General features: G+C 72.1%; 21 protein-coding genes. 10 read left to right on the top strand and 11 right to left on the bottom strand.

Annotated features, from left to right (window positions below; all coding sequences use genetic code 11):
* Nucleotides 1-43: 43 nt before the first annotated feature.
* The 3 genes from ACWD3I_RS22475 to lnt are packed head-to-tail and all read right to left on the bottom strand — an operon-like array spanning nt 44 to nt 2,998.
* Entirely contained in the window at nt 44-844 is an 801-nt protein-coding gene (locus ACWD3I_RS22475) for a 3-hydroxybutyrate dehydrogenase (RefSeq protein WP_365392635.1), read from the bottom strand.
* Nucleotides 845-898: 54 nt separating this feature from the next.
* Nucleotides 899-1,378, bottom strand: a complete 480-nt coding sequence (locus tag ACWD3I_RS22470; RefSeq protein WP_365392638.1) for an NUDIX hydrolase — start codon at nt 1,376-1,378, stop codon at nt 899-901.
* Nucleotides 1,379-1,387: 9 nt separating this feature from the next.
* Nucleotides 1,388-2,998: an apolipoprotein N-acyltransferase gene (lnt, locus tag ACWD3I_RS22465; RefSeq protein WP_365392641.1), complete on the bottom strand. Its 1,611-nt coding sequence runs from the start codon at nt 2,996-2,998 to the stop codon at nt 1,388-1,390.
* Nucleotides 2,999-3,233: 235 nt separating this feature from the next.
* Here lnt and ACWD3I_RS22460 point away from each other — a divergent pair, with 235 nt between their 5' ends.
* Nucleotides 3,234-4,307, top strand: coding sequence for an O-antigen ligase family protein (locus ACWD3I_RS22460; RefSeq protein ID WP_365392644.1), 1,074 nt, complete (start codon nt 3,234-3,236; stop codon nt 4,305-4,307).
* A gap of 1 nt (nt 4,308) precedes the next feature.
* Here ACWD3I_RS22460 and ACWD3I_RS22455 read toward each other — a convergent pair whose 3' ends face one another.
* Both ACWD3I_RS22455 and ACWD3I_RS22450 read right to left on the bottom strand, forming a co-directional pair.
* Complete coding sequence (locus ACWD3I_RS22455; protein WP_365392646.1) at nt 4,309-4,854, bottom strand: hypothetical protein; 546 nt, start codon at nt 4,852-4,854, stop codon at nt 4,309-4,311.
* A 95-nt stretch (nt 4,855-4,949) separates the two neighbouring features.
* Nucleotides 4,950-5,735 carry a glutamate racemase gene (locus tag ACWD3I_RS22450; RefSeq protein ID WP_365392649.1) on the bottom strand — a complete coding sequence of 262 codons (786 nt, stop codon included), beginning with the start codon at nt 5,733-5,735 and terminating at the stop codon, nt 4,950-4,952.
* A 66-nt stretch (nt 5,736-5,801) separates the two neighbouring features.
* On the opposite strand from ACWD3I_RS22450, the gene ACWD3I_RS22445 reads away from it, so the two are divergent.
* Nucleotides 5,802-6,968: a glycosyltransferase gene (locus ACWD3I_RS22445; protein ID WP_365393210.1), complete on the top strand. Its 1,167-nt coding sequence runs from the start codon at nt 5,802-5,804 to the stop codon at nt 6,966-6,968.
* 4 nt (nt 6,969-6,972) lie between these two features.
* Here the strand turns inward: ACWD3I_RS22445 and ACWD3I_RS22440 are convergent, their stop codons facing one another.
* Nucleotides 6,973-8,232 carry a TerD family protein gene (locus tag ACWD3I_RS22440; RefSeq protein ID WP_365393213.1) on the bottom strand — a complete coding sequence of 420 codons (1,260 nt, stop codon included), beginning with the start codon at nt 8,230-8,232 and terminating at the stop codon, nt 6,973-6,975.
* 295 nt (nt 8,233-8,527) lie between these two features.
* Between ACWD3I_RS22440 and ACWD3I_RS22435 the strand changes: the two genes are divergently transcribed.
* The 4 genes from ACWD3I_RS22435 to ACWD3I_RS22420 all read left to right on the top strand — a co-directional run bounded on the left by ACWD3I_RS22435 (nt 8,528) and on the right by ACWD3I_RS22420 (nt 13,242).
* Nucleotides 8,528-8,965, top strand: a complete 438-nt coding sequence (locus ACWD3I_RS22435; protein WP_365392652.1) for a DUF6643 family protein — start codon at nt 8,528-8,530, stop codon at nt 8,963-8,965.
* A gap of 42 nt (nt 8,966-9,007) precedes the next feature.
* Nucleotides 9,008-9,838 (top strand): MOSC domain-containing protein, encoded by an 831-nt coding sequence (locus ACWD3I_RS22430; protein ID WP_365392655.1) that lies wholly within the window; start codon nt 9,008-9,010, stop codon nt 9,836-9,838.
* A gap of 169 nt (nt 9,839-10,007) precedes the next feature.
* Nucleotides 10,008-10,613 (top strand): Rv1733c family protein, encoded by a 606-nt coding sequence (locus tag ACWD3I_RS22425; RefSeq protein ID WP_365393216.1) that lies wholly within the window; start codon nt 10,008-10,010, stop codon nt 10,611-10,613.
* A 190-nt stretch (nt 10,614-10,803) separates the two neighbouring features.
* A complete protein-coding gene (locus ACWD3I_RS22420) occupies nt 10,804-13,242 on the top strand; it encodes a right-handed parallel beta-helix repeat-containing protein (protein WP_365393219.1) in 2,439 nt (812 codons plus the stop codon).
* 9 nt (nt 13,243-13,251) lie between these two features.
* Here the strand turns inward: ACWD3I_RS22420 and ACWD3I_RS22415 are convergent, their stop codons facing one another.
* Nucleotides 13,252-15,531: a hypothetical protein gene (locus ACWD3I_RS22415; protein ID WP_365392658.1), complete on the bottom strand. Its 2,280-nt coding sequence runs from the start codon at nt 15,529-15,531 to the stop codon at nt 13,252-13,254.
* A gap of 292 nt (nt 15,532-15,823) precedes the next feature.
* On the opposite strand from ACWD3I_RS22415, the gene ACWD3I_RS22410 reads away from it, so the two are divergent.
* Nucleotides 15,824-16,654 carry a DeoR/GlpR family DNA-binding transcription regulator gene (locus tag ACWD3I_RS22410; protein ID WP_365392660.1) on the top strand — a complete coding sequence of 277 codons (831 nt, stop codon included), beginning with the start codon at nt 15,824-15,826 and terminating at the stop codon, nt 16,652-16,654.
* 51 nt (nt 16,655-16,705) lie between these two features.
* On the top strand, nt 16,706-17,176 hold the full coding sequence (locus ACWD3I_RS22405) for an SRPBCC family protein (protein ID WP_365393222.1): 471 nt from the start codon (nt 16,706-16,708) through the stop codon (nt 17,174-17,176).
* On the opposite strand, the gene ACWD3I_RS22400 is transcribed toward ACWD3I_RS22405, so the two are convergent.
* Complete coding sequence (locus ACWD3I_RS22400; RefSeq protein ID WP_365392663.1) at nt 17,173-18,297, bottom strand: L-cysteine desulfhydrase Cds1; 1,125 nt, start codon at nt 18,295-18,297, stop codon at nt 17,173-17,175. The genes ACWD3I_RS22405 and ACWD3I_RS22400 overlap by 4 nt on opposite strands.
* Before the next feature lie 333 nt (nt 18,298-18,630).
* Between ACWD3I_RS22400 and ACWD3I_RS22395 the strand changes: the two genes are divergently transcribed.
* A complete protein-coding gene (locus tag ACWD3I_RS22395; RefSeq protein ID WP_046258139.1) occupies nt 18,631-18,954 on the top strand; it encodes a hypothetical protein in 324 nt (107 codons plus the stop codon).
* Nucleotides 18,955-19,141: 187 nt separating this feature from the next.
* Nucleotides 19,142-19,681 carry an ATP-binding protein gene (locus tag ACWD3I_RS22390; RefSeq protein WP_365392666.1) on the top strand — a complete coding sequence of 180 codons (540 nt, stop codon included), beginning with the start codon at nt 19,142-19,144 and terminating at the stop codon, nt 19,679-19,681.
* A gap of 32 nt (nt 19,682-19,713) precedes the next feature.
* Here ACWD3I_RS22390 and ACWD3I_RS22385 read toward each other — a convergent pair whose 3' ends face one another.
* From ACWD3I_RS22385 to ACWD3I_RS22375, 3 genes are read right to left on the bottom strand one after another with little or no spacing between them, the layout of a single operon-like run.
* A complete protein-coding gene (locus ACWD3I_RS22385) occupies nt 19,714-22,275 on the bottom strand; it encodes an ABC transporter permease (protein ID WP_365392669.1) in 2,562 nt (853 codons plus the stop codon).
* Nucleotides 22,272-23,039, bottom strand: coding sequence for an ABC transporter ATP-binding protein (locus ACWD3I_RS22380; protein ID WP_365392671.1), 768 nt, complete (start codon nt 23,037-23,039; stop codon nt 22,272-22,274). Before ACWD3I_RS22380 ends, ACWD3I_RS22385 begins: the two co-directional genes overlap by 4 nt.
* Nucleotides 23,036-23,326, bottom strand: a complete 291-nt coding sequence (locus ACWD3I_RS22375; protein WP_365392673.1) for an SHOCT domain-containing protein — start codon at nt 23,324-23,326, stop codon at nt 23,036-23,038. The genes ACWD3I_RS22380 and ACWD3I_RS22375 overlap by 4 nt, the downstream gene beginning before the upstream one ends.
* Nucleotides 23,327-23,451: the final 125 nt, after the last annotated feature.

Genomic DNA, 23,451 nt, shown 5'->3' with positions numbered 1-23,451 from the left:
CCGTCACCTCGTCAGCCCTGTGGACAACCCGCCGGGGTGCGGCTCAGTGCGCCGTCCAGCCCCCGTCCATCACCAGGGACGTGCCGGTCACGAAGGACGCCTGCGGGCCGCACAGATACGCCACGGCCTCGGCGACGTCCTCGGGCTCGATGAGCCGCTTGACCGCGCTGTCCTGGAGCAGCACCTCGGCAAGGACGCGCTCCTCGGGGATGCCGTGCGCCTGCGCCTGGTCGGCGAGCTGCTTCTCGACCAGGGGGGTGCGCACATAGGCGGGGTTCACACAGTTCGAGGTGACGCCGTGGGGCGCGCCTTCCAGGGCGGCCGTCTTGGAGAGCCCCTCCAGGCCGTGTTTGGCGGCCACGTACGCCGACTTGAACGCCGAGGCCCGCAGCCCGTGGACCGAGGACACGTTGACGATCCGGCCCCACCCCTGCCCGTACATGTGGGGCAGGGCGCCGCGGATGAGCCGGAACGGCGCCTCCAGCATCACGGTGAGCACGGTGTGGAAGACGTCGGGCGGGAACTCCTCGATGGGGCGCACCAGCTGGAGCCCGGCGTTGTTGACCAGGACGTCGGTGCCGGCCGCGGCGAGCTCGGCGGCGTCCAGGTCGGTCAGGTCGAGGACGTGCGGTTCGATGGCGCCCGCGAGGTTCAGGGCCCCGTCGGCGAGCTCCTCCAGCCCCCGCGCGTCCCGGTCGACCGCTCTCACCTTCGCCCCGGCGGCCGCGAGCCGCAGCGCGCAGGCGCGGCCGATGCCACCGGCGGCACCGGTGACGAGGGCGGTGCGGCCGCCGAGGTCGAGCGGGGAGGCGTGGGGGGCCGAGAGGGCGCTGGGCGGGGTCATGGCTCGACCCTAGGCAGCGCCCCTGACTGACCCCATGTGGTCAGCACCCACACTTCATTCGGAACTCATGGGCTCGAACCATGTGGGTTCATCGGACAGTGCTTGCTTGATCCGGAACATCTGGCGTTCGCCCATCGGGGGCAGCGCGTCCACCTCGAACCAGCCGACCGCGAGGGACTCGTCGTCGTTCACCCGTGCCTCGCCGCCGACGGCCCGGCACCGGAAGGTGATGTCCATGAACCGGCACTTGTCGCCGTTGGGGTAGACGACCTCTTTCCCCGACCGGACGAGGACGACCCGCTCGACGACGCAGTGCACGCCCGCCTCTTCGTGGACCTCCCGGACGGCAGCGGCCGCGGGCTGCTCCCCGGGATCGGGGATGCCCGAGATCACCGTCCACTCGTGGTTGTCCGCGCGCTGCCCCAGCAGGACCCGCCCCTCGTCGTCGAAGACGACGGCGCTGACGCCGGGCAGCCACAACAGCTGGTGCCCGGCGGAGGCCCGGATCTCACGGATGAAGTCAGGAGTTGGCATACGCCGACCCTAACCGGCAGATCCCGCCCGCCTGTTGCGCAGGCCCGAACCGATCGCCCAGCCCAGTCCGCCGGCCGCGACCAGCACCAGCAGCATCTCCGGCAGGATGCCGAGCTTCGTGGCCGGTGTCTCGGAGGAGCGCAGCGGCACCTTCTGGACGAGGGAGTCGGCCACGAACATGCCGGTCTTCTGGGTGATCCTCCCGTCCGGCATGATGATCGCGCTGACGCCGCTGGTCACCGGCACCGTGACGGTCCGGCTGTGCTCCACGGCGCGGACCCGGGACATGGCGAGCTGCTGGTAGGTCATCTCGCTGCGGTCGAAGGTCGCGTTGTTGCTGGGCACGGAGATCAGCTGGGCGCCGTCGGTGACCTCGGAGCGCACGGCCCAGTCGAAGGCCGCCTCGTAGCAGGTGACGAGCCCGACCTTGGCATTGGCCATGGTGAACACGCCCGGTTCGGTGCCGCGGCTGAAGTCCTGGCGGACCATGGACGTCCAGTCGCTGTTGATCGCCCCGATGAGCGAGCGCAGCGGGAGGTACTCGCCGAACGGCTGGATCTGGCGCTTGTCGTAGGTGTCGGTCGGTCCCTTGACCGGGTCCCACAGGATCTGCTCGTTGTAGAGCTTGCCGTCCCGCTCGACGACTCCGCCGACCGAGATCGGCGCGTCGATGGCCTTGGCGGCGGCGTCGATGACGGCGCGCGCGTCCTCGTTGGCGAACGGGTCGATGTCGGAGGAGTTCTCGGGCCACAGCACGATGTCGGGCTTGGACATCTTGCCGGCCTTGACCTGGGCGGCAAGCCGCTCGGTCTCGCGCGCGTGGTAGTCGAGCACGGCCCGTCGCTGGGCGTTGAAGTCGAGGCCCGCGCGGGGCACGTTGCCCTGGATGGCCGCGACGGTGACGGTGCCGTTCTCGGCCTTGTCGCTCACCAGCGGGCGGGCGGCGACGGCCGCCACCACGGGAACGGCCACGCTCAGCAGGGCGACCACGGCAGCCGACCGTCGCACCTCTCGGGAGCGGCGCTTCTCCACCCCCAGCCGGACGGCCTCGTACAGCCCGAAGCCGCACAGGACGACCGCGAAGCCGAGCACCGGGGTCCCGCCCGCCGCGGCAAGCGGGAGGAAGACGCCGTCGGCCTGACCGAACGCGATCTTGCCCCAGGGGAAGCCGCTGAACGGCACGCGCGCGCGTGCCGCCTCTCCGGCGATCCACAGGGCGGCCGCCCACAGCGGAAAGCCGGGCAGCTTCGACACTGTCGCGATACCCGCGCCGACCAGCGCGACGAAGACCGCCTCGATCACCACGAGGGCCAGCCAGGGGCCGGGCCCGACCTCCACGCCGGTCCACACCAGCAGCGGCAGCAGGAAGCCCAGGCCGAAGAGGTAGCCGAGGCCCAGACCCGCCTTCCAGCTGCGGCCACGCAGTACCCAGCCGAAGACGGCGAACGCCGGGAGGGCGAGCCACCACAGCGTGCGCGGCGGGAAGCTGACGTAGAGCAGCACTCCGGAGAGGGCGGCGGCGAGAGCCGGGACGAAGCGCGCGAGGCGGGCCGTGCGCGAGGCGGGCGCGGCCGGCGGCGTCTGGTCCGACTCGTCCACGGATGTTGCGGTGACGGTCACTCCGGGAGTGTACGGCGGTCGACCTTGGCGCCGACAGCGCGGTCCGTACGGCAGCGCAGGGCTCCGGTGAACGCTCCTGACGCATCCTTCCTGCGCAACTCGTCCACAAACCGTCCATCAGCCGTTACCGTGTGCCGGAGCCTTTGTCGTACCGCCGGTCAGGCGGCCGTACGGCGGGGGCCCGGCACAGGTCGCGGGGGCGGCCGGTTCGGGGGGTCGGGTGGGGTCCACGGGGATGACGTCTGCGGCCGGTCAGGCCGAGGACGGCGACAGACGAAACGTTTCGGACGCGACGGGCGTGGTGGTGCTCGGGGCCTGCGCCACCTGGTCCCTGATCACGGCGGCCGTGCACCACGGCCGTCCCGAGGGCGTGCTCCTCGCCGTCCTCGCCGTCGCCGCCGGCTATGCGGCGGGACGGATCTGCGGAGCGATCCTGCCGGTCGCGGCCCTCTGTACGGCGGCGGCCGCCGGGGTGGGCCTCACCGCCGCCGCTCCCCATCTCTCCGCCGGGCCCGAGATCGCCGCACCCCTGGGCCACGCCGGCTCCACCGCCGCCGTGCTGACCCTGTCCACGGGCGCCGTGTGCTGTGCCGCGTGGGCCGTGCGGGCGCCGGTCTGGCGGCTCGTGTTGCGGGCGTCGGCCGTCGGGATCGTGGTGACCGCCGCCGTCCTGGGTTCGGCGAGCGGATGCGTCGCCTGCGCCGCGGTGCTGCTGTGCTCGCTCGCCGCGAGCCGTATGCAACACCACCGCGGCGCGGGTTTCGCCGGTCTCGTCCTCACGGCGGCCCTGGTGACCGGGCTGACCTGGGCGGCCGCCGGAAAGGCGGTTCCGGAGGGACTCGCCGTGTCGCTGGAGGGCCAGCTGACCCGGCACCGCATCGAGCTGTGGCAGGACGCGCTGCACATGGCGCACGGGGACCCCGCCCTGGGCGTCGGCCCCGGCCGCTTCGGCGAGCTCAGCACGACGGCGGCCCAGACGCTGCTGCCGGACGGCAAACCGCACTCGGCGCCGTTGCAGCAGGCCGCCGAACAGGGCGTCGTCGGCGTGATCCTGCTCGCCGCGGCCTTCTGCTGGCTTCTCTACACCCTCTGGCGCTCCCCACGCCCCACACCGGTCGCACTCACCGCGGGTGCGGCCCTCACCGCGCTCGCGGCGATCTCCGCGGTCGGCAACGCGCTCAGCTTCACGACGGTGTCGGTGGGCGCCGGCCTCCTGGCGGGGCTGGCCACGGCCCGCCCGCTGGCCGACGAGTCGGCACGGCGCGAGACGGACGAGATCCGCTCCCGGGACGACCGACCGGCTCCGTGACCTAGTGCGCCGTGCCGTGCGTGCGCGAGCGAAGCCGGTCCCTGATGATCTGCACGGCGGCCTCGGCGTCGTCCACCGTGATCGTGAACGTGTGCCCGTCCCACAGGCTCAGCACGATGCCCTCACCACGGCGTACGACGACGGCGGTGCCCTTCTCGGGCCGCCAGCGGTAGCCCCAGCCACCCCAGTGGCGCGGGGTGACGTCATGGTCGACCTCGGCACCCGCCACGTTCGACAGCAGGATGCGGCGGCGCGGCAGGCCCATGTGGCCGCAGCGCACCTCGAGGGACTCCTCGTCGACCTTGAGCGCGACATGCACGAACGCCAGGGTGCCGAAGAGGACGAGCAGGCCGGCCGCGATGCACCCGACGACCGCCATGGCGAGCGGGGCGATGCTCGAGGTCCACGCCGAGTCCACGGCCAGCTCGATGCCGAGCGCCATGCAGGCGGCGCCGACGAGCGCCAGCAACCACTGGACCCGGTTGGTGGCGCGTCCGGTCCAGACGTCGGGATGCGGCGCGTTCACGCCGCGCGGGTGGTCCCTCATGCATATGAGGTTACTCAGGTTTCGCTGCGCGGGTACCTCGTGGCGGAGGGTGAGTGGGCCGGCGGACTGAGCGGGGCCCCTTTCGTCACCCTCGGTCAGCGGGCGGGGCTGACCGCCGAGAGGAAGCGGCCTTCCTCGTACGTCAGCGCGGTGCCGGGCAGCTCGGCCTCACGTCCGCTGAGCAGCACGGTGAGACCGCCGTCGGCGGGTGCCTCGGGAGCGGGCAGCTCGCCGATCCTGCGCAGTGCCTGGGCGACCACGGCTCCGGCGGTGCCGTGCAGAATGAGCGGCGCCCTACCCGGCCGTTGCACCGCCGCGCGGATGCGCTCGGCGACCAGTTCGTAGTTGGTGCAGCCGAGGACGAGGGTCGTGATGTCGGCGGGAGTACGTGCCGCGGCGGCGGCGATCGCGGCCTCGATCGCCGGCTCGTCGGCATGGTGCACGGCGTCCGCGAGCCCGGCGCACGGCACCTCGGCGACGTCCACACCTATGGCGAACCGCTCGATGAGATCGCGCTGGTAGGGGCTGCCCGTGGTGGCGGGGGTCGCCCAGATGGCTAGCGGGCCGCCGCCCGCGGCGGCCGGCTTGATCGCCGGAACGGTGCCGATGATCGGCAGGTCCGGCTCGAAACGGGCCCGCAGCGCGGGCAGCGAGTGCACCGACGCGGTGTTGCAGGCGACGATCAGCACATCGGGACGGTGCGCCGCGGCGGCCTCGGCGACGGCCAGCGCCCGTTCCGTGATGTCCTCGGGTGTGCGCGGCCCCCAGGGCATCCCGTCGGGGTCCCAGGACAGGACGAGATCCGCGTCGGGCCTGAGCCGGCGTGCCGCGGCAGCGGCTGGAAGCAGGCCGATTCCGGAGTCCATGAGCGCGATCTTCACCCGGCCACGATAGACGATGAGCCCTTGCGGGCCGGTCCGGTGGGGGACACTGCGCGAGTGAGCGCCATGACGTGGACCGCCGCCGCTTCCCTCGCCGCCTGGCTGTGGCTGTTGCTCTGCCAGGGCTTCTTCTGGCGTACGGACGTCAGACTGCCCGAGCGGCGGGAACCCGACGAGTGGCCGTCCGTCTGCGTCGTCGTCCCCGCGCGCGACGAGGCCGCCGTCCTGCCCGCCAGCCTCCCGTCGCTGCTGGCCCAGGACTACCCCGGGACGGCCGAGGTCTTCCTCGTCGACGACGGCAGCTCGGACGGCACCGCGGAGCTCGCCCGGGAACTGTCGCGGCGGTACGGCGGCCTGCCGCTCACTGTGGGCTCGCCCGGCGAACCGCCCGCCGGATGGACCGGCAAGCTCTGGGCGGTGCGCCATGGCATCGGCCTGGCACGCGCGCGTGACCCCGAGTACCTGCTGCTCACGGACGCGGACATCGCACACGAGCCGGCGAGTCTGCGCGCCCTGGTCGCGGCGGCGCGCACCGGCGGCTTCGACGTCGTGTCGCAGATGGCCCGGCTGCGGGTGGAGAGCCTGTGGGAGCGGCTGGTCGTGCCGGCCTTCGTCTACTTCTTCGCCCAGCTGTACCCCTTCCGCCGTATCGGGAAGAAGGGGTCCCGGACGGCGGCGGCCGCGGGCGGCTGCGTACTGCTGCGCACGGAGACCGCCGAGCGGGCGCGGATCCCCGACGCGATCCGGCACGCGGTCATCGACGACGTGGCGCTCGCGCGCGCGGTCAAGGGCGGGGGTGGTCACATCTGGCTGGGGCTGGCCGAGCGGGTGGACAGCGTGCGGCCCTATCCGCGGCTGCACGACCTGTGGCGCATGGTCTCGCGCAGCGCGTACGCGCAGTTGCGGCACAGTCTTCCACTGCTGGGCGGAACGGTGGCCGGGCTCGCGCTGGTCTACCTGGTGCCGCCCGTGGCCCTGGTGGTGGGGCTCGTCGTGGGGAGTACGGCGACCGCGGTCCTCGGCGGGCTCGCGTGGCTCGTGATGACGGCGACGTACCTCCCGATGCTCCGCTACTACCGGCAGCCGCTGTGGCTCGCTCCCCTGCTGCCGTTCACGGCGTGCCTCTATCTCCTGATGACGGTCGACTCGGCCGTCCAGCACTACCGGGGGCGCGGTGTGGCCTGGAAGGGCCGCACCTACGCACGTCCGGACACGGTGCCCGACAAGGGCTGACCCGCTACTTGCGGCCGGGGGTCCAGTTCATGCCCCAGCCGTAGGCGTAGTCGACGGTCCGCTGCGGGCTCACCCCGCGCTCGGGCACCAGGTAACGGGCTTCGCGCTGGACGACGAGGTCGGAGCCGGTGTTGGTGATCAGGGCGAGCGCGCAGACCGTCGAGGGGACCGTGCACTCGTCGAGGGAGAAGTCGATCGCGGCGCCGAACTGCGGCTGCAGGGTCACGGTGGCGTGCAGGTCGGCGAAGGAGCGTGCGCCCTCGTAGATCGTGACGAAGACCAGGATGCGCCGGAAGGCCTGCTTGTGGTCGAGATTGACGGTGAGGTTCTCGCCGCTCGCGACGGCGCCGGTGCGGTCGTCGCCGTCGAGGTGGACGAACGGCGGCTGGTGCAGCGCTCCGAAGGCGTTGCCGAGGGCCTGGACGACGCCCTTGCTGCCGTCGGTGAGCTCGTACAGGGCGCACAGGTCCAGGTCGAGGTCGTTGTGCGTCGCGACCGGGCGGCCCAGCTTGCTCGCCCAGCCCGAGAACTGCTTGCGGACCTCCCAGTTGAGGTTCACACGCATCGCGCCCGAGGTGCCGCCCTGTTTGGTCAGTGAGACCGACGGGGACGCCTTGGTGAGCGTGACCTTGGTGAGGCGGACCGGTTGCGCCGGGGCTGCCGGAGGGGCGGCCGGTGGAGGCGGCACGGTCACCGGCGGGGCGGTGACCGCAGGGGCCACCGGTGCGGGCGGGGCGGCCTGCTGCGGTTCGTCCACGCTGATGCCGAAATCCGTGGCCAGCCCTTCCAGCCCGCTGCCGTAGCCCTGGCCGACGGCACGGAACTTCCAGTTGCCCTGGCGGCGGTAGAACTCGCCGAGGACGAAAGCGGTTTCGACGCTGGCGCCGGTGCTGTCGAAGCGGGCGATCACAGCGCCCTGGGCGGCGTCCTTGACCTCGATGTAGAGGCCCGGCACCTGTCCGAACGACCCGCCGTCGCTGGAGGCGGCCAGGACCACGGTCTCGACGGCGGGCTCCACGCGCGCGAGGTCGACAAGAAGTGTGTCGACCACTCGGCCACCGGTGTTCTGCTTGCCCTCGTGACGGACCGCGCCGGAGGTGTGCGCCGGCTGGTTGTAGAAGACGAAGTCGTCGTCGGAGCGGACCTTTCCGCCCACGAGGAGCAGCGCCGAGGCATCCGCGTCGGGTACGCCCGGTCCTGAACTCCAGCCCAATTCGACCCGCAGTGCCGTCGTCGGCACCGGAGCATTGGACCCTTTCGACATTGACATGTCCGCCCCCATCACGTGTCACCGCGCCGGCATGTCCCGGCAGCCCATTGGTTCTCTACAGGGCCAACCTATTCCCCGCGACAGCGAACTCCCATCCGATGCACAGGAAGATCGCCCGCCAACCCTCGGTAACCCGCCCGGAACTCGGCCTTTACGGGATCTGAACCCCTGCCGCTGCCCCTTTTCCCCACCTTCGCTCGCATTGGGGATCCGAGGTCACTGCCGACACGGAAAACAACCCTCTTATCGGTCTCCCCAACCAGCACATCGTGGGCTTAACTTATGTGCCATGACCTCCCCCCGCTCCACTTATGGCGGCGGCTACTACTCCGCCTCCTTCCCGGACACTCCGATCTACGACTCGCTCGTGGCCGAGCGGGGTACCCCGCAGATCGCCCCGATCCGGGTCCCGGCCGAGTACGCCATGCCGAGCAGCAGCAACCTGCCCGCGCTGCCGTCGGCACTGCCCGCCCTCCCGGCGGGTCCCTCCCAGCCCTCCTACGGCTACCCGCAGGCGCAGCAGCCGGCTCCGCTGCAGCAGGCGCCCGCCGCGTACATCCCGCAGCAGGCCGGCGCCCCGCGCGGCTATCCCGGCCCGCAGGCACAGCAGCCCCGTCCGGCGGCGGCGCAGGGCATGGGCTACGAGGCGATGCGCCCCGCGGCTCCCCGCCCCGCTCCGGCTCCGTACCAGGACCCGTACAACAACCAGCAGTACCGCGGCTACTGAGCCGACCCCTGGACCGTCCGTGCCTGCTGGCACGATGGGTTCATGGGTAATGCGCGGCTTCAGTCGATTCATGTCCATCCGGTCAAGGCGTTCCGGGGCCTCGCGCCCGGGGAGGCCGACGTGGAGCCCTGGGGGCTGGCCGGGGACAGGCGCTGGGCGCTGATCGACGACGGGGGAAAGGTCGTCTCGCAACGCCGGGAGCCGCGTGTCGCGCTTGCCGCCGCCGAGCTGCTGCCCGGCGGCGGCGTCCGGCTGTCCGCGCCCGGCATGGAGCCGCTGGAGGTCCCCGTGCCGCGCCCGGTCGGCACCGTGCCGGTGGCGATCTTCCGGGACAAGGTGGAGGCGGTGCCCGCCGAGGACGCGGCCGTGCACGCCTGGTGCAGCGACTATCTCGGCGCGGACGTCCGTCTGGTGCACATGGACGATCCCGCCACACGCAGGCCCGTCGACCCGGAGTACGCCCTCGAGGGAGAGACCGTCTCCTTCGCCGACGGCTTTCCCCTGCTGCTCACCACGACGGCCTCGCTCGACACCCTCAACTCCCTGATCGCGCAGGGTGATCACGCCGACGAGGGCCCGCTGCCCATGGACCGGTTCCGGCCCAACATGGTCGTGTCGGGCACCCACGCCTGGGCCGAGGACCACTGGTCGCGGCTCGCGATCGGCGAGGTCGTCTTCCGGGTGGCCAAGACCTGTGGGCGCTGTGTCGTGACCACCACCGACCAGTCCACCGCCGCCCGCGGCAGGGAGCCTCTGCACACCCTGGGACGCCACCGGCGCCTGGGCGGAAAGCTGGTCTTCGGGCAGAACCTGGTGGCCCGGTCCCGTGGCACGATCCGGGTCGGCGACCCCGTCACGATCCTCGATCGGTAGAGACCCGCTCAACGCCTGATGCGCGGGAACCCACCGCGGGGGACCGCGCGTTGATAATCGTGAGAAGTTCATGAGAGGTCCGGCTGGTGATTTCGCTCTCTCTTTGACCGGGCCTGCGCGTGAACATCTCCGCCAGGGGTTATCACGGAGCGGGAAGGGGGTGCGGACGGTGCGAGCGATGAGCGGGCTCTGGCGCTGGCGGCACAATCCGCTGCGCCGTGCGACCGATCTGGCCGAGGCCTGGGTCGCCCTCGCGGCCATGGTGCTCATCCTGGTCGTCGCGCCGGTGGCCGGCGCCGTGGTCGGCGGCCTCGCCCAGGACTCCCTCCAGGAATCGGTCCGCAACCAGCGCGTCACCCGTCATGTGGTGACGGCGACCGTGACCCGCAAGCTGGACCGGTCCCCGCTGGACGCCGACCCCGAGACCTCCACCGGGCGGGAGATGCGCACCCGTGTCCTCGCCGACTGGACCGCGCCGGACGGCACCGCACAGCACGGCCCGGTGCTGGCGAACCTCAAGGAACCGCACCAGGGCGACCACTTCACGATATGGACGGACGACCAGGGCCACATAGTGGCCCGGCCGCTGGACTCCGCGACCGCCACGACACATGCCGTACTCGCCGGGTTCGGCGCGGCCCTGCTCGGCATCGGACTCGTCGAGAGCGCCCGCCGGTTGATCGTCTGGCGCATGGTCCGTCGCCGGTACGCCCGTTGGGACCAGGCCTGGGACCGGGCGGGCCCGGACTGGGGCAGGACCGGCACCGGCAGCTGACAGCCTTCCGGCTCTGGTCAACCCACCGCCTGCGCGCACGCTACGGTGGACCGGCCGAACTTCTTCGGCAGCACGAACCCGCGAGCGAGCGAGCCGCAGGGACGTGCCGATGTCGGGCACTTGACGTCGGTACCGGTGTCCCGACGGCCCGCGAGCCATGAGTACCGCAAAGTGGGGGCACGGCAACGCCATGGCACAGGGCACGGTCCAGGTGACGCACACCGGCACCTCGCGGTGGCGGCGCCGCACGGGTGAGTACGCATCGCTCGCCGCCGCCCTGGAGGCCGCGGCCGACGGCGACGTCCTCATCGTCGCCCCCGGCACCTACCGGGAGAACCTCGTCGTCCAGCGGGCGGTGACCCTGCGCGGGCCCGAGGGCTCCCCCGGCTCGGTGCGCATCGCGCCCCTCGACGGAGTGCCGCTGACCGTGCGCGCCTCGGCGGTGGTCCAGGACCTGCATGTGGAGGGCCAGGACGCGGCCGCACCGGCGCTCCTCGTCGAGGAGGGCACACCGGAGCTCACGGACATCCGGATCGTCACCCGGTCCGCGGCCGGGATCGAGGTGCGCGGCGGTGCCCGGCCGACCGTGCGGCGTTGCACCGTCGACAACCCGGCCGGGATCGGCATCGCCGTACTCGACGACGGGGGCGGCGTGTTCGAGGAGTGCGAGGTCGTGGCGGCCGGTCAGGCCGGCGTCGCGGTCCGCGGCGGGGCCCACCCCCGCCTCGAGCGCTGCCGAGTGCATCACGCCTCGGGCGTGGGCCTGTCGGTGACCGGTGAGAACTCCGCGCTGGAAGCGGTGGGTTGCGAGGTCTACGAGGTCCGTGGCAGCGGTGTCCAGATCACCGACAAGGCCACCGCGCACCTCACCGACTGCGATGTGCACCGCACCACCGGGGACGGCGTCACGCTCGACACGGACGCCGTGCTGACCCTGGCCGACTGCAGCATCCACGACATCCCCGAGAACGCGGTGGACCTCAGGTCGCGTTCCGTCCTCACCCTCACCCGCACGACGGTGCGTCAGTTCGGTCGCAACGGCCTGTCGGTGTGGGATCCGGGCACGCGCGTGGACGCCAACCAGTGCGAGATCTTCGACAGCACCGGCGACTATCCCGCGGTGTGGGTGAGCGACGGGGCGACCGTGGTGCTGGACTCGTGCCGGGTGCACGACGTGCCGGACGCACTGTTCGTCCTGGACCGCGGCTCCCGCGCGGACGTCGTCGACAGCGACCTCTTCCAGGTGCGCAACACCGCGGTGTCGGTGAGCGACGGAGCCACCGCGCAGCTCGACGACTGCCGTATCCGGGACGCGGCGACCGGCGCCTGGTTCCGCGACCACGGCAGCGGCGGCACCCTCAACAACTGCACGGTGGACGGCACCCAGACCGGCGTGATCGTCACCAAGGGTGCCGACCCGACGATCGAGCGGTGCACGGTGGACTCCCCCGCCGAGGCCGGCTTCTACGTCTCGGCGGGCGGCCGGGGCAGCTTCCTCAACTGCCGCGTCACCAACAGCGGCGGCTACGGCTTCCATGTGATCGACGGCTCCCGTACGACGCTCAGGAAGTGCCGCACGGAGCGGTGCGCCCGGGGCGGGTACGAGTTCGCGGACGCCGGCCCGGACACGGGATCCGGCGTCGGCCCGGTCGTCGAGGACTGCACGAGCGACGAGAGCGCGGGTCTGCGCCCGTCGGCCGACCCGCAGCCCGCCATGCAGACGGCGAGCCAGTCCCCCGGTCTGCTCGGCGCGATCCCCGGACAGCGCACCACCGAGCCGGAGCAGCCTGCCGCCCCCGCCGGGCCGGAGCAGCCCTCGCGCACCTCCCAGGCCGTCATGGGTGAACTCGACGCCCTGGTGGGCCTGGACAGTGTCAAGCGCGAGGTGCGGGCCCTCACCGACATGATCGAGGTCGGCCGGCGCCGCCAGCAGGCCGGCCTCAAGGCGGCCTCGGTCAAACGGCACCTGGTCTTCACCGGCTCCCCCGGAACCGGCAAGACGACGGTCGCCCGCCTCTACGGCGAGATCCTCGCCTCCCTCGGTGTCCTGGAGAAGGGACATCTCGTCGAGGTGTCCCGTGTCGACCTGGTCGGCGAGCACATCGGCTCCACCGCGATCCGCACCCAGGAAGCCTTCGACAAGGCGCGCGGCGGTGTGCTGTTCATCGACGAGGCGTACGCGCTCTCCCCCGAGGACTCCGGCCGCGACTTCGGCAAGGAGGCCATCGACACCCTGGTGAAGCTCATGGAGGACCACCGGGACGCGGTCGTGGTGATCGTCGCCGGCTACACGGCCGAGATGGAGCGGTTCCTCTCGGTCAACCCCGGTGTGGCGTCCCGCTTCTCACGGACCATCACCTTCGGCGACTACGCCCCCGACGAGCTGCTGCGGATCGTGGAGCAGCAGGCCGACGAGCACGAGTACCGACTGGCGTCGAGCGCGCCGGAAGCCCTCCTCGAGTACTTCACGGCCATCCCCAAGGGCCCCGCCTTCGGCAACGGCCGCACCGCCCGCCAGACCTTCGAGGCCATGGTCGAGCGGCACGCGAGCCGCGTCGCCCAGGTCGCTGAGCCCAGCACGGACGATCTGACGCTGCTGTACGCGGAGGATCTGCCGGAACTTCCCTGACCTGAGCGGCTACCGCGGCGCCGGTACGTCCGGACGCAGTCGGCCCAGCAGCTTCGTCCGCTCCTGAGCGAAGGCCGGGTCGGCCTGGTAGTCGGAGTGACCCAGGATCGGCGTGGGCAGCGGATGCTGCTCGGTGCGGCCGTAGGCCAGCGGGTCCCTCAGGGGTTCGTGGTCGACCTCGGGGCCGCACTCGCCGGACAGCCGGACCGGGCCGCCGATGGGGTCGGTGGGCCGGTACAGGTTGCGCCAGCAGGCGACGTCGTGGTGCAGGGCGCTCAGCGCGGCCGGCCCGAAGTGGGCCGGGAACCAGCGGCCGTAGAGCCGCTCGAGCGGTGAGCCGTACGTCAGCAGCGCGACCCGCCTGCGGTCGGCCGGTGTCAGCTGCCAGGCCGCTGCGGCGGCGAGGACACTGCCCTGGGAATGTCCGGAGATCACCAGGCGGCCGCCGGTGGCGCGCGTCCAGGTGGCTATCCGCCAGGTCAGGTCGGGCACCGCGCGCTCGGCGTAGCAGGGCGGCGAGAAGGGGTGGGCGGCGCGCGGCCAGAACGTGCCGACGTCCCACAGGATGCCGATGGTGCGGCGTGCGGAGGGGTCCTTGTAGGCGCGCCGGCCCCAGGTGACGAACAGTATGAAGCCGAACCCGATGAACCAGGAGCCGAGCGCCTGCGCGGTATCGGCGGCGCCCTGGACGACGGCGTACGTCCGGTCCGCCGCCTCGCCCGGTGTCCTGCCGGTGGCGAGGGCGCCCACCAACGCGCCGGCGCCCAGGAGCAGGGTCGTGGCGGAGGTGACGGCGACGATCAGCGGGGCCCGGTCGGTGAGCGTGGCCAGCGCGCGGGCGTTGGCGATACGCCGGGTGCGGGCGCGGTCCTTGGGCTTGTCCGGGTAGTCGGTGTCCACGGCGGCCAGCTCGGTGCGGCGCAGCCGCCAGGTGCACCGTCCCAGCCAGCCGCACAGCACCAGCAGGACGACGATGAGCGGCGGGATCACCGACGCCTGCCAGGTCAGCAGGACGGGTGGTCCGGTCATGGTGGTTCCGGTGCCGTCCAGCCAGTCGGCCACGCGCTGGGACACTCCGCCGGACATCACCCCGCCGAGGGCGCAGGCGAGCATCGCGACGGCGGGACCGCCCAGGCCGCGCATGGCGGCGCGCGGGTCGGGGTGGGTGCGGTGCAGGGTATGGGCCACGACGGCCATGACGATCACGATCAGTCCCTGGACCAGGGCGATGCCGCCGAACGTGGCGTCGCCCGGCAGCCGCCCCTGCGACTCCCATCCCGGGCGCTCCCAGCCGGCGTACAGCATGGTCAGGGCGAGCAGGCAGAGCGCGGCGAGCGGCAGACGTCGTACGAGATGCTCGTCGAGTTCCCGGTCGAGGCGGTTCTCGCTGCGGCCGCGGCGGCAGACCACCCAGACGACCATGACCGCGCCGCCGGCCAGCGACACCATCAGGAGCCGGCCCAGCGCGTCGAGCAGGGCGGGTCCGTCGGGACGGCGGTCGAAGCGGGCCGCCGCGGAGCCGACGGCCGCGGCGACGGTGAGCAGGGCGGCGGCGGTGTGGGCGGCGCGCAGCCGGGCCACCAGCCGGCGTCCGTACCAGAAGCCGGGGCGGCCGAGGGCGGTGCGTGCCGTGTCCTCGTCGGGCTCGGCCGGGCGGGACATCGGCGCCTGCGACTCGTAGGCGTTCCAGGTGCGGTGGGACAGGTACCACAGCAGGCAGGTGAGCACGGCGGGGAGCAGGGCGGCGAGGGCGAGCCTGCGCCCTGGGCGGCTCCACCAGCCGCCGTCGGAGACGGTCGGCGACAGGAAGCCCAGCCAGGAGTGCCGGTCGGCACACGCGCGTGCGCCCGCGCACTGCCATGCGGTGAGATCGAGGGCGACCTCGCAGACGGCCGCGACCAGCAGCACCGTCAGCGACAGTCCCGCCAGCCGCACCAGCAGCCCGTACAGCCGGACCGTGCGGGTGCGGCCGCGGGCGGCGGGGCGCATCCAGTGGGCGAGGTTGACCACCATGAACGGGAGCAGCAGCAGCCACAGGGCGCGCGAGGCATTGCCGGAGGTGAGGTTGCACCAGACGTACGCCTCGGGCACCGGCTCGCGCCGCGGGCTGTCGGTCCCGGCGTCCTCGGCGCGCCGGAACACGGCCGCCGTGTCGTCGCCGGTGATCCGCACCGTCCGCGGATCGTCGAGCATCTTCTCGGGCGTCGTACCGCCCACCCCGTGGACCAGCAGCTCCAGCGCGGAGCCCTCCGGCCCGCCCGTCGAGGCACGTTCCTGCACATGTTCCACTGTTTCGCTCTTCCCCCGTGACGCGCCGTCCGCATATGTCGGTGCGGGCTCAAGGATCTCCGCTGAGGCCGCGCCGTACACCTCTCGTCACGGAATCTCCCCGTTCTGTGTGACGGTCGGGGCGCAGGATAAGGCCGAAGTGACATGCGCGCGTCGTGACGGTCGGTGGCGCGACCGGTACCGTGCCGTGCGAGGATGGGGCGTCCATGCACCTGGAACGGGGAGAATGTCCTCGTCGGAGCAGGTGTGCGGGGCGTGTCGGACGGGTTGAGGCGAAAGGACCGGAGCGTACGTGAGCGAGAATCAGAACCTCCTCGCGGAGCAGCGGCGCGCCCTCATCCTGGACGAGGTCCGGCGTCGCGGCGGCGTCCGGGTCAACGAGCTGACCCGCAAGCTCGGCGTGTCGGACATGACCGTGCGCCGTGATCTCGACGCGCTCGCCCGGCAGGGCGTCCTGGAGAAGGTGCACGGCGGCGCTGTTCCGGTGGTCGAGGCGAGCACGCACGAGCCGGGCTTCGAGGCCAAGTCGGGCCTGGAGCTGACCGCCAAGGAGGACATCGCGCGAGCGGCGGCCGAACTGGTCGCCCCGGGCTCCGCGATCGCCCTTTCGGGCGGTACGACGACGTACGCGCTCGCCCACCATCTGCTCGACGTGCCGGACCTCACGGTCGTCACCAACTCGGTGCGGGTGGCCGACGTCTTCCACGCGGCGCAGCGCACCACGGGCCCCCGTCAGGGTGCGGCCACGGTCGTGCTGACCGGCGGTGTGCGTACGCCGTCCGACTCACTGGTGGGCCCGGTGGCCGACCAGGCGATCGCGGCGCTCCACTTCGACGTGCTGTTCCTCGGGGTCCACGGGATATCGGTCGAAGCCGGTCTGTCCACGCCGAACCTCGCGGAGGCGGAGACCAACCGCCGTCTGGTGCAGTCGGCTCGGCGGGTCGTGGTGGTCGCCGACCACACCAAGTGGGGCACGGTGGGCCTGAGTTCGTTCGCGGCGCTGGAGCAGGTCGACACGCTGGTGACGGACGCGGGACTGCCGACGGCGGCGCGCGAGGAGGTCGCCGAGCATCTGCGGCGGCTGGTGGTGGCCGGTGAGCCCGGTGGGGCCACAGACAGCTGACCGGGCGTCAGTTAGGGTGTCACCCCTCTGTCGTCACCTGGGGGTGTGACCGTGGCTCACCAACTGCGCGCCGTGGGGCTCGACTTCATCGAGGTCGCTCCCGTGCGCATGGTCTTCGCCCGGGAGATGTCCGCCGGCCCGGAGGCCGTCTACCGGGCCCTCGCCGATGATGTGCCGGGCTGGACGGAGTGGTTCTCGGCGGTCACCTACGCCCGACCGACCGGCGACGGCTCGACGCGCGAGATCCGGCTCAGGGGCGGCGGACGCTTCCAGGAGACGATCCTCGCGGCGAAGGAGCCCGAGGTGTACGCCTACCGCGTCGACGTGGCGAACACCCCCGGCATCCACGCCTTCGCCGAGGAGTGGCGGCTCACCCCCTCGGGAACGGGCACTCTGGTGCGCTGGACGTTCGCCATCGACGGCACGGCCCCGATCCGCTTCGTGGCGAAGCTCGGACGTGCCGGGCTGGGGCGGGCGTTCCGGGGCGCGGTCGCCGCACTGGACCGGCGTATCGCTGCCTAGCAGGGCCAGACGCCCGTCTCGAGCAGCGACTCGATCGCCGCCGCGTACGGCTGGATGTCCAGACCCTGTTCGGCCAGCCACGCGTCCGAGTAGTACTTGTCGAGGTACCGGTCCCCGGGGTCGCACAGCAGTGTCACCACGCTGCCCCGCCGCCCCTCGGCCACCATCTCGGCGACGATCTTCAGCGCGCTCCACAGACCGGTGCCGGTCGAGCCGCCCGCCTTGCGGCCGATGGCCTGTTCCAGTGCCCGTACGGCGGCGACGCTGGCGGCGTCGGGGACCTTCATCATCCGGTCGACGGCGCCGGGCACGAAGCTCGGCTCCATGCGGGGCCGGCCGATGCCCTCGATGCGGGAGCCGCAGTCGCAGGTGACGTCCGGATCGCCGGTGGTCCAGCCCTCGAAGAAGCAGGAGTTCTCCGGGTCGGCGACACAGATGCGGGTGTCGCGCTGGGTGTAGTGGACGTATCGGGCGATGGTCGCCGAGGTGCCGCCGGTGCCGGCCGTGGCGACGATCCACGCGGGTTCCGGGAACCGCTCCAACTCCAGCTGACGGAAGATGGATTCGGCGATGTTGTTGTTGCCGCGCCAGTCCGTGGCCCGTTCCGCGTAGGTGAACTGGTCCATGTAGTGGCCGCCGGTGTCCACCGCGAGCCGGGCCGATTCCTCGTACATCCTGCGCGAGTCGTCCACGAAGTGGCACCGGCCGCCGTGGAACTCGATGAGGCGGATCTTCTCGGCGCTGGTCGTGCGCGGCATGACGGCGATGAAGGGCACGCCGATCAGTCCGGCGAAGTACGCCTCGGAGACGGCCGTCGAGCCGCTGGACGCCTCGATCACCGGGCGGCCCGGCCGGATCCAGCCATTGCACAGGCCGTAGAGGAACAGGGAGCGGGCGAGACGGTGCTTGAGGCTGCCGGTCGGGTGGGTCGACTCGTCCTTGAGATACAGGTCGATGCCCCACTTCTCCGGCAGCGGGAAGCGCAGGAGGTGCGTGTCGGCCGAGCGGTTGGCATCGGCCTGGACCTTGCGTACGGCCTCTTTCAGCCAGTCACGGTAGGCGGCGTCGCTGTGGTCGACGTCGAGGGTGGCGCCGGTCCGGGTCTGCTGGGGGGTGCTCACGGCGGGGCTCCTTAGGCTTCGCGCCGACGGCGGATCGCGCCGTCGACGCATCGATCATATGCACCTTCCGCACGCTTCTCACCTGCATAAACACACCTTTGAGCACCCCAAAGGCCACCCTGGGGGCCGGGCTCCGCAGCGCCATGGGGGCGCATTCGGACGAGTGCTCCGGGCTCCCGTACCGGGGGTCGCATGCGCACTGGTGCTCGACGCCGGGTGCGGGCAGACTGCACCGAACGGGACGCGCCGGTCCCGGACGGGGGCGCACACTGGATCACGTAACGAGCCGGATCATGGGCCGGCACACCGAGAACGCACTAGGGGGCGGGGAGCATGGCGGAGCCGGAGTTCACGGCCACGGGCGTGCGGATCGGGAAGCGGCTGCGTTCGCTCACCCGGGCCGGACAGGTCCGGATCAGCGACGGCAGGCTGGAGTTGCTCACCAGCTACGGCAGCGAGATCGACAGCGCACCGGTGCAGGCGGTGCGGGCGTCCAAACCCTGGTTCGCCGCCGACGACCGGGCACTCGCCGACCTCAACGGCAAGCGGTATCTGCTGACCCTCGGCGATCACGACCCGGCGCCGGGCGAGCCGGGTCCACCCGCGGCACGCCGGTTCATCGAGGCCGTACGGAGGGCCGCGGGACGCAACGGGTGAGGCACCGCGAGTTGCGGGACCCCACCCCCTGAGTCACGCTGTTCTCACGTCACTCTGGGTTTACCGGCGATAACGCTGCGAACCAGCCCGCCGGGCATGGCAGCAGGCAGCCGTTTCACCAGGCGCCTTGCTGGATCGATCCGAACTCCGTGTTCTTCCGGACCTCTTCAGTCGGGGAGTCGCAGCCGTGATCAGTCACCCAAGCAGGCACTGCACGGTGGAGCTCCAAGCCCTGCCGTCGCGGATCGGCCAGGTCCGCAGAATCGTCTCTGCGCAGTTGCGCTACTGGCATCTCGACCCCCTCATAGACCGGGCGGCGCTCGGTGTGACGGAGCTTTTGACCAACGTCCACCGGCACGCCCAGCCCGACAAGATGTGCACCGTGGAGATCGAGCTGGTCCTCGACCGGCTCATGGTCTCGGTGCACGACCACGACCCGCGTCTGCCGGTCGTGGAGGACATGCCCGACAACCTCCTGGAAGCCGACACGCTCGCCACCCGCGGGCGAGGGCTCGCCATGGTGGCCGCTGTCAGCGAGAGCTGGGGCGTGCGGCCGGACGGGGAGGCGGGCAAGGTCGTGTGGTTCGCGCTTTCCGCGCCGGCTGCCGTGAAAGCCGGGGCGGGGCGTCCTCCGCGGCGTGTCGCGGAGAAGACACCTCGGGTGTTCGCCGAGGTCGACGCTCTCAGGACCGAACATGCTCCCGCCCGGCCGGCCGTTGTCGGCTGACCGGGCGGTGACATCGTGCAGAAGCCCCTGTCTCACTCGGTGGCGATCGCCCGCAGTACGTCCAGGCGTGCCGCGCGACGGGCCGGGCGCAGGCCCGCCAAGGCACCCGCAGCCAGGCCCACCAGGGCCACGATCGCGAGTTGCAGCGGCGGCATCGCGAAGGCGAAGTCGCTGTCGCTCGCGCCGTCGGAGGCCTTGACCAGGACCCAGCCGAGGAACCCGCCGAGCGCCAGGCCCCCGGCCGTGCCGAACGCGGCCACCAGGACCGACTCCCAGCGGACCATGGCCCGCAGTTGGGAGCGGGTCTGGCCGACCGCCCTCAGCAGGCCCAGTTCCCGGGTGCGTTCGTGGATCGCCAGGGTCAGGGTGTTGGCGATGCCGAGGAGTGCGATGAGGACCGCCAGGGCCAGCAGGGCGTAGACCAGGGTGAGCATCATGTCGATGCCGCCCGCCGAGGACTGCGCGTACTCGTCCCGGGTCTGCACCTCGGGGTTGCCGTAGCGCTCGGCCACCTTCTCCACCGCGGCCTTGCCGGTGTCCGTGCTCACGCCGTCCTTGAACGACACGGCGACGAGGGTGTCGGCGTCCTGGGTGCGGTGCGGTTCCCAGGCCGCGCGGGTGATGACGTACTCCCCCGCGAGTTCGGACCGGCCGTAGACGGCACGGACCGTGAAGGTCTCCTTCTTGCCGTCGGTGAACGTCAGCCGGGTCGTGTCGCCGGTCTTCAGCCCCTGCTTTTCGGCCTCGTTCTCGGTGATGGCGATGCCGTCCGTGCCGAGGTCGCTCAGGGAGCCCCGGATCGCGCCCAGGTCGAAGGTGCGCTCCAGCGCCAGGGGGTCGGTGACCGTCAACGCCCTTCCCCTGCCGTCGACTTCGGCGACTCCGCGACCGAGTCCGACGGCCGTGTCCACCTCGGGGAGCTTGTCGACGGCGCCGGCCAGACGAGGGCTCAGGCCGCTGCCGCCCGCGCCGAACGCCGGGGTGCTCACCGCGATGTCGCCCGCGAAGGAGCGGGAGACGGTCTGGTCCATGGTCGCCTTCAGGGACGCGGCGAACACGGTGAAGAGAGAGACGACCGCGACGCCGATCATCAGGGCGCTCGCGGTGGCGGCCGTGCGCTTGGGGCTGCGCAGGGCGTTGCGGCGGGCGAGGCCCCCGGTGACTCCGCGCAGTCGGTCGAGGGGGCCGCCCAGCACGCGTACGGCGGTGGTGGAGGCGACCGGGCCCAGGACCACGAACGAGGCCAGAGCCAGGACGGCACCGGTGCCCGCGAGCCACAGGGACGGGGAGACGAGGACCCCGCTGATCGTCACGCCGAGGGCGAGGGCGGCGAGGCCCATGCCGGTGACGGCGCGGACGCCGGAGGCGCCCGAGGCGTCGACGGCGGTTTCGCGCAGTGCCGCCATGGGGGCGGTGCGGCCCGCCCGTACGGCGGGCAGGAGAGCCGAGCCGAGGCAGACCACGATGCCGACCGCGAGCGGCAGCAGCATGGACAGTGCGCTGACCACCAAGTCGCCCTCGGGGAACGGGAATCCGATCGCCGGGAACAGCGCCTGGAGGCCCGCGGCCACGCCTATGCCGCCCGCCAGACCCGCGAGCGACGCCGTCACCGCGACCGCGGTCGCCTCCACGAGCGTCGACGCGGTGACCTGACGGCGGGAGGCGCCCAGGGCGCGCAACAGGGCGTTCTCGCGAGTGCGTTGGGCGACGACGATCGCGAAGGTGTTGTGGATGGAGAAGGTCGCCACCAGCAGGGCGACGCCGGAGAAGACGAGGAGGAAGAGGGTGAAGATGGTCAGGAACTGGCTGGAGATCATCTCGGTGTTCTCGTCGGCCGACTTCTGACCGGTGATCGCCTCGACTCCTGTGGGCAGTACGGGAGTCAGCCGGTCGACGAGCTCCTGCTGGCTGACGCCGGGACCGGCGCGCACCTGGATGGTGGCCGCCTCGCCGGGCCGTGCGGTGAGGTACTTCTCGGCGTCGGCCTGCGTCATGCCGGTGAACGTCACCTGGGCCATGCCGTCCTCGCCGCCGAAGGTCGCCAGGCCGACGATCGTCACCTCGACCGGGTCCGGCGTTCGCAGAGTCGTCGTGTCGCCGATCTTCAGGTCGCCGCGCTTGGCGGTGCTCCGGTCGATGACGACCTCGCCCGACTCGGCGGGGGCGCGGCCCTCGGCGAGCTGGTAGGCGTTGAGCTCGGGGTCGGCGATCCAGTTGCCCGCGAGGGTGGGCGGACCCTGCCCGCCGATGGGGTCACCGTTCGCGTCGACCAGTTGGCCCGCGCCCTGGATGCTGGGGGCGGCGGCCGCCACGCCGGAGACGCGCTCGACGGTCTTCACCAGGTCGGTGGCGACCGGCTGGCGTACGCCCTCGCTCTCGCCCGGTGTGGTGATGGCGTCGGCGCTGCGGACCACGGCGTCCGTGCCGCTGGTCGCCCTGCCGAACATCGTGTCGAAGCCGGCGCGCAGGGTGTCGCCCATGACGAGAGTGCCGGCCAGGAAGGCGACACCGAGGAACACCGCGAGGAAGGTTCCGGCGAAGCGGCGCTTGTGGGCACGCAGGGAGGACACGCTCAGGCGGACGGAGGCGTTCATGACGGCCCTCCGAGGGGTGAGGTGGTGTCGAAGGCCTTCATGCGGTCCAGGACCTTGTCGGCGGTCGGTGCGGTCATACGGTCGACCAGGCGCCCGTCCGCGAGGAAGACGACCTCGTCGGCGTGGGCGGCGGCCACCGGGTCGTGGGTGACCATCACGACCGTGCGGGACGTCTGGCGTACGGCACGGCCGAGGAGGCCGAGGACCTCGCCGCCGGAGCGGGAGTCCAGGTTGCCGATCGGTTCGTCGGCGAAGACGACGTCCGGCCGGCCGGCGAACGCCCTTGCCACGGCGACGCGTTGCTGCTGGCCGCCGGAGAGTTCCGAGGGGCGGTGATGGAGGCGGTCGCGCAGGCCGACGACGTCGACCAGTGCGTCGATCCACTCGCGGTCGCCCTTGCCGCCCGCGAGGTCGAGGGGGAGCGTGATGTTCTCCTCGACGGTCAGGGTGGGCACCAGGTTGAACGCCTGGAACACGAAGCCCACACGGTCGCGGCGCAGCAGGGTGAGGCGGCGGTCGTCGAGGGAGCCCAGTTCGGTGTCGCCGATGTGGGCGGTGCCCGAGGTGAGCGTGTCGAGACCGGCCGCGCAGTGCATCAGGGTGGACTTGCCGGAGCCCGAGGGCCCCATGATCGCGGTGAAGCGGCCGACCGGGAAGTCGACGCTCACCCCGTCCAGGGCCCTCACGCCGGTGTCGCCGGTGCCGTAGACCTTCACGGCGTCGACCACCCGGGCGGCCGACCGGACGGCGGTCGTGGTCGTCATCCCGCACCGCCCTTGCCCGTGCGGCCGAACTGCTCGTCCAGGACGGACAGCCGACGCCAGTACTCGTCCTCGTCGATCTCGCCGGAGGCGAAGCGGCGGCCGAGCATGGCGATGGGCGAGTCACCGGACGGACCGGTGTCGGCCGTCGCACGCCACGGGCCGCGGCGGCCTCGCCGGCCGCTGCGGCGCAGGACGGTGACGGCGCCGGCCACGACGGCCGCCCAGATCAGCGGGAAGAGAAGGATCCACGGGCCGGGCCCGCCGTCCCAGTGCGCCAGGGTCTGCATCTCGGGTCATCTCCCTAGTGGTGTGTTCCGGTGATGTCTCGAGACTGGCCCCGGGGAGGGGTGCGGGTCGTCGTACGGCCAGCGGCGGTGCGTGTACCTCCCGGGGAGTACGAGGGGTCGTTCCG

Source organism: Streptomyces sp. NPDC002817 (genome assembly GCF_053592055.1).
The sequence above is the reverse complement of the archived record's forward strand: the minus strand, read 5'-3'. Positions and strand labels throughout refer to the sequence as shown.

Bases quoted from the DNA above. Each gene is read 5' to 3' on its own strand.
- ACWD3I_RS22435 (WP_365392652.1), top strand. From the start codon at position 8,528: ATGACCTCCCCCCGCTCCACTTATGGCGGCGGCTACTACTCCGCCTCC.
- ACWD3I_RS22395 (WP_046258139.1), top strand. From the start codon at position 18,631: ATGGCGGAGCCGGAGTTCACGGCCACGGGCGTGCGGATCGGGAAGCGG.
- ACWD3I_RS22455 (WP_365392646.1), bottom strand. From the start codon at position 4,854: ATGAGGGACCACCCGCGCGGCGTGAACGCGCCGCATCCCGACGTCTGG.
- ACWD3I_RS22375 (WP_365392673.1), bottom strand. From the start codon at position 23,326: ATGCAGACCCTGGCGCACTGGGACGGCGGGCCCGGCCCGTGGATCCTT.
- ACWD3I_RS22430 (WP_365392655.1), top strand. From the start codon at position 9,008: ATGGGTAATGCGCGGCTTCAGTCGATTCATGTCCATCCGGTCAAGGCG.
- ACWD3I_RS22470 (WP_365392638.1), bottom strand. From the start codon at position 1,378: ATGCCAACTCCTGACTTCATCCGTGAGATCCGGGCCTCCGCCGGGCAC.
- ACWD3I_RS22460 (WP_365392644.1), top strand. From the start codon at position 3,234: ATGACGTCTGCGGCCGGTCAGGCCGAGGACGGCGACAGACGAAACGTT.
- ACWD3I_RS22475 (WP_365392635.1), bottom strand. From the start codon at position 844: ATGACCCCGCCCAGCGCCCTCTCGGCCCCCCACGCCTCCCCGCTCGAC.
- ACWD3I_RS22440 (WP_365393213.1), bottom strand. From the start codon at position 8,232: ATGTCGAAAGGGTCCAATGCTCCGGTGCCGACGACGGCACTGCGGGTC.
- ACWD3I_RS22445 (WP_365393210.1), top strand. From the start codon at position 5,802: ATGACGTGGACCGCCGCCGCTTCCCTCGCCGCCTGGCTGTGGCTGTTG.
- ACWD3I_RS22385 (WP_365392669.1), bottom strand. From the start codon at position 22,275: ATGAACGCCTCCGTCCGCCTGAGCGTGTCCTCCCTGCGTGCCCACAAG.
- ACWD3I_RS22420 (WP_365393219.1), top strand. From the start codon at position 10,804: ATGGCACAGGGCACGGTCCAGGTGACGCACACCGGCACCTCGCGGTGG.
- ACWD3I_RS22380 (WP_365392671.1), bottom strand. From the start codon at position 23,039: ATGACGACCACGACCGCCGTCCGGTCGGCCGCCCGGGTGGTCGACGCC.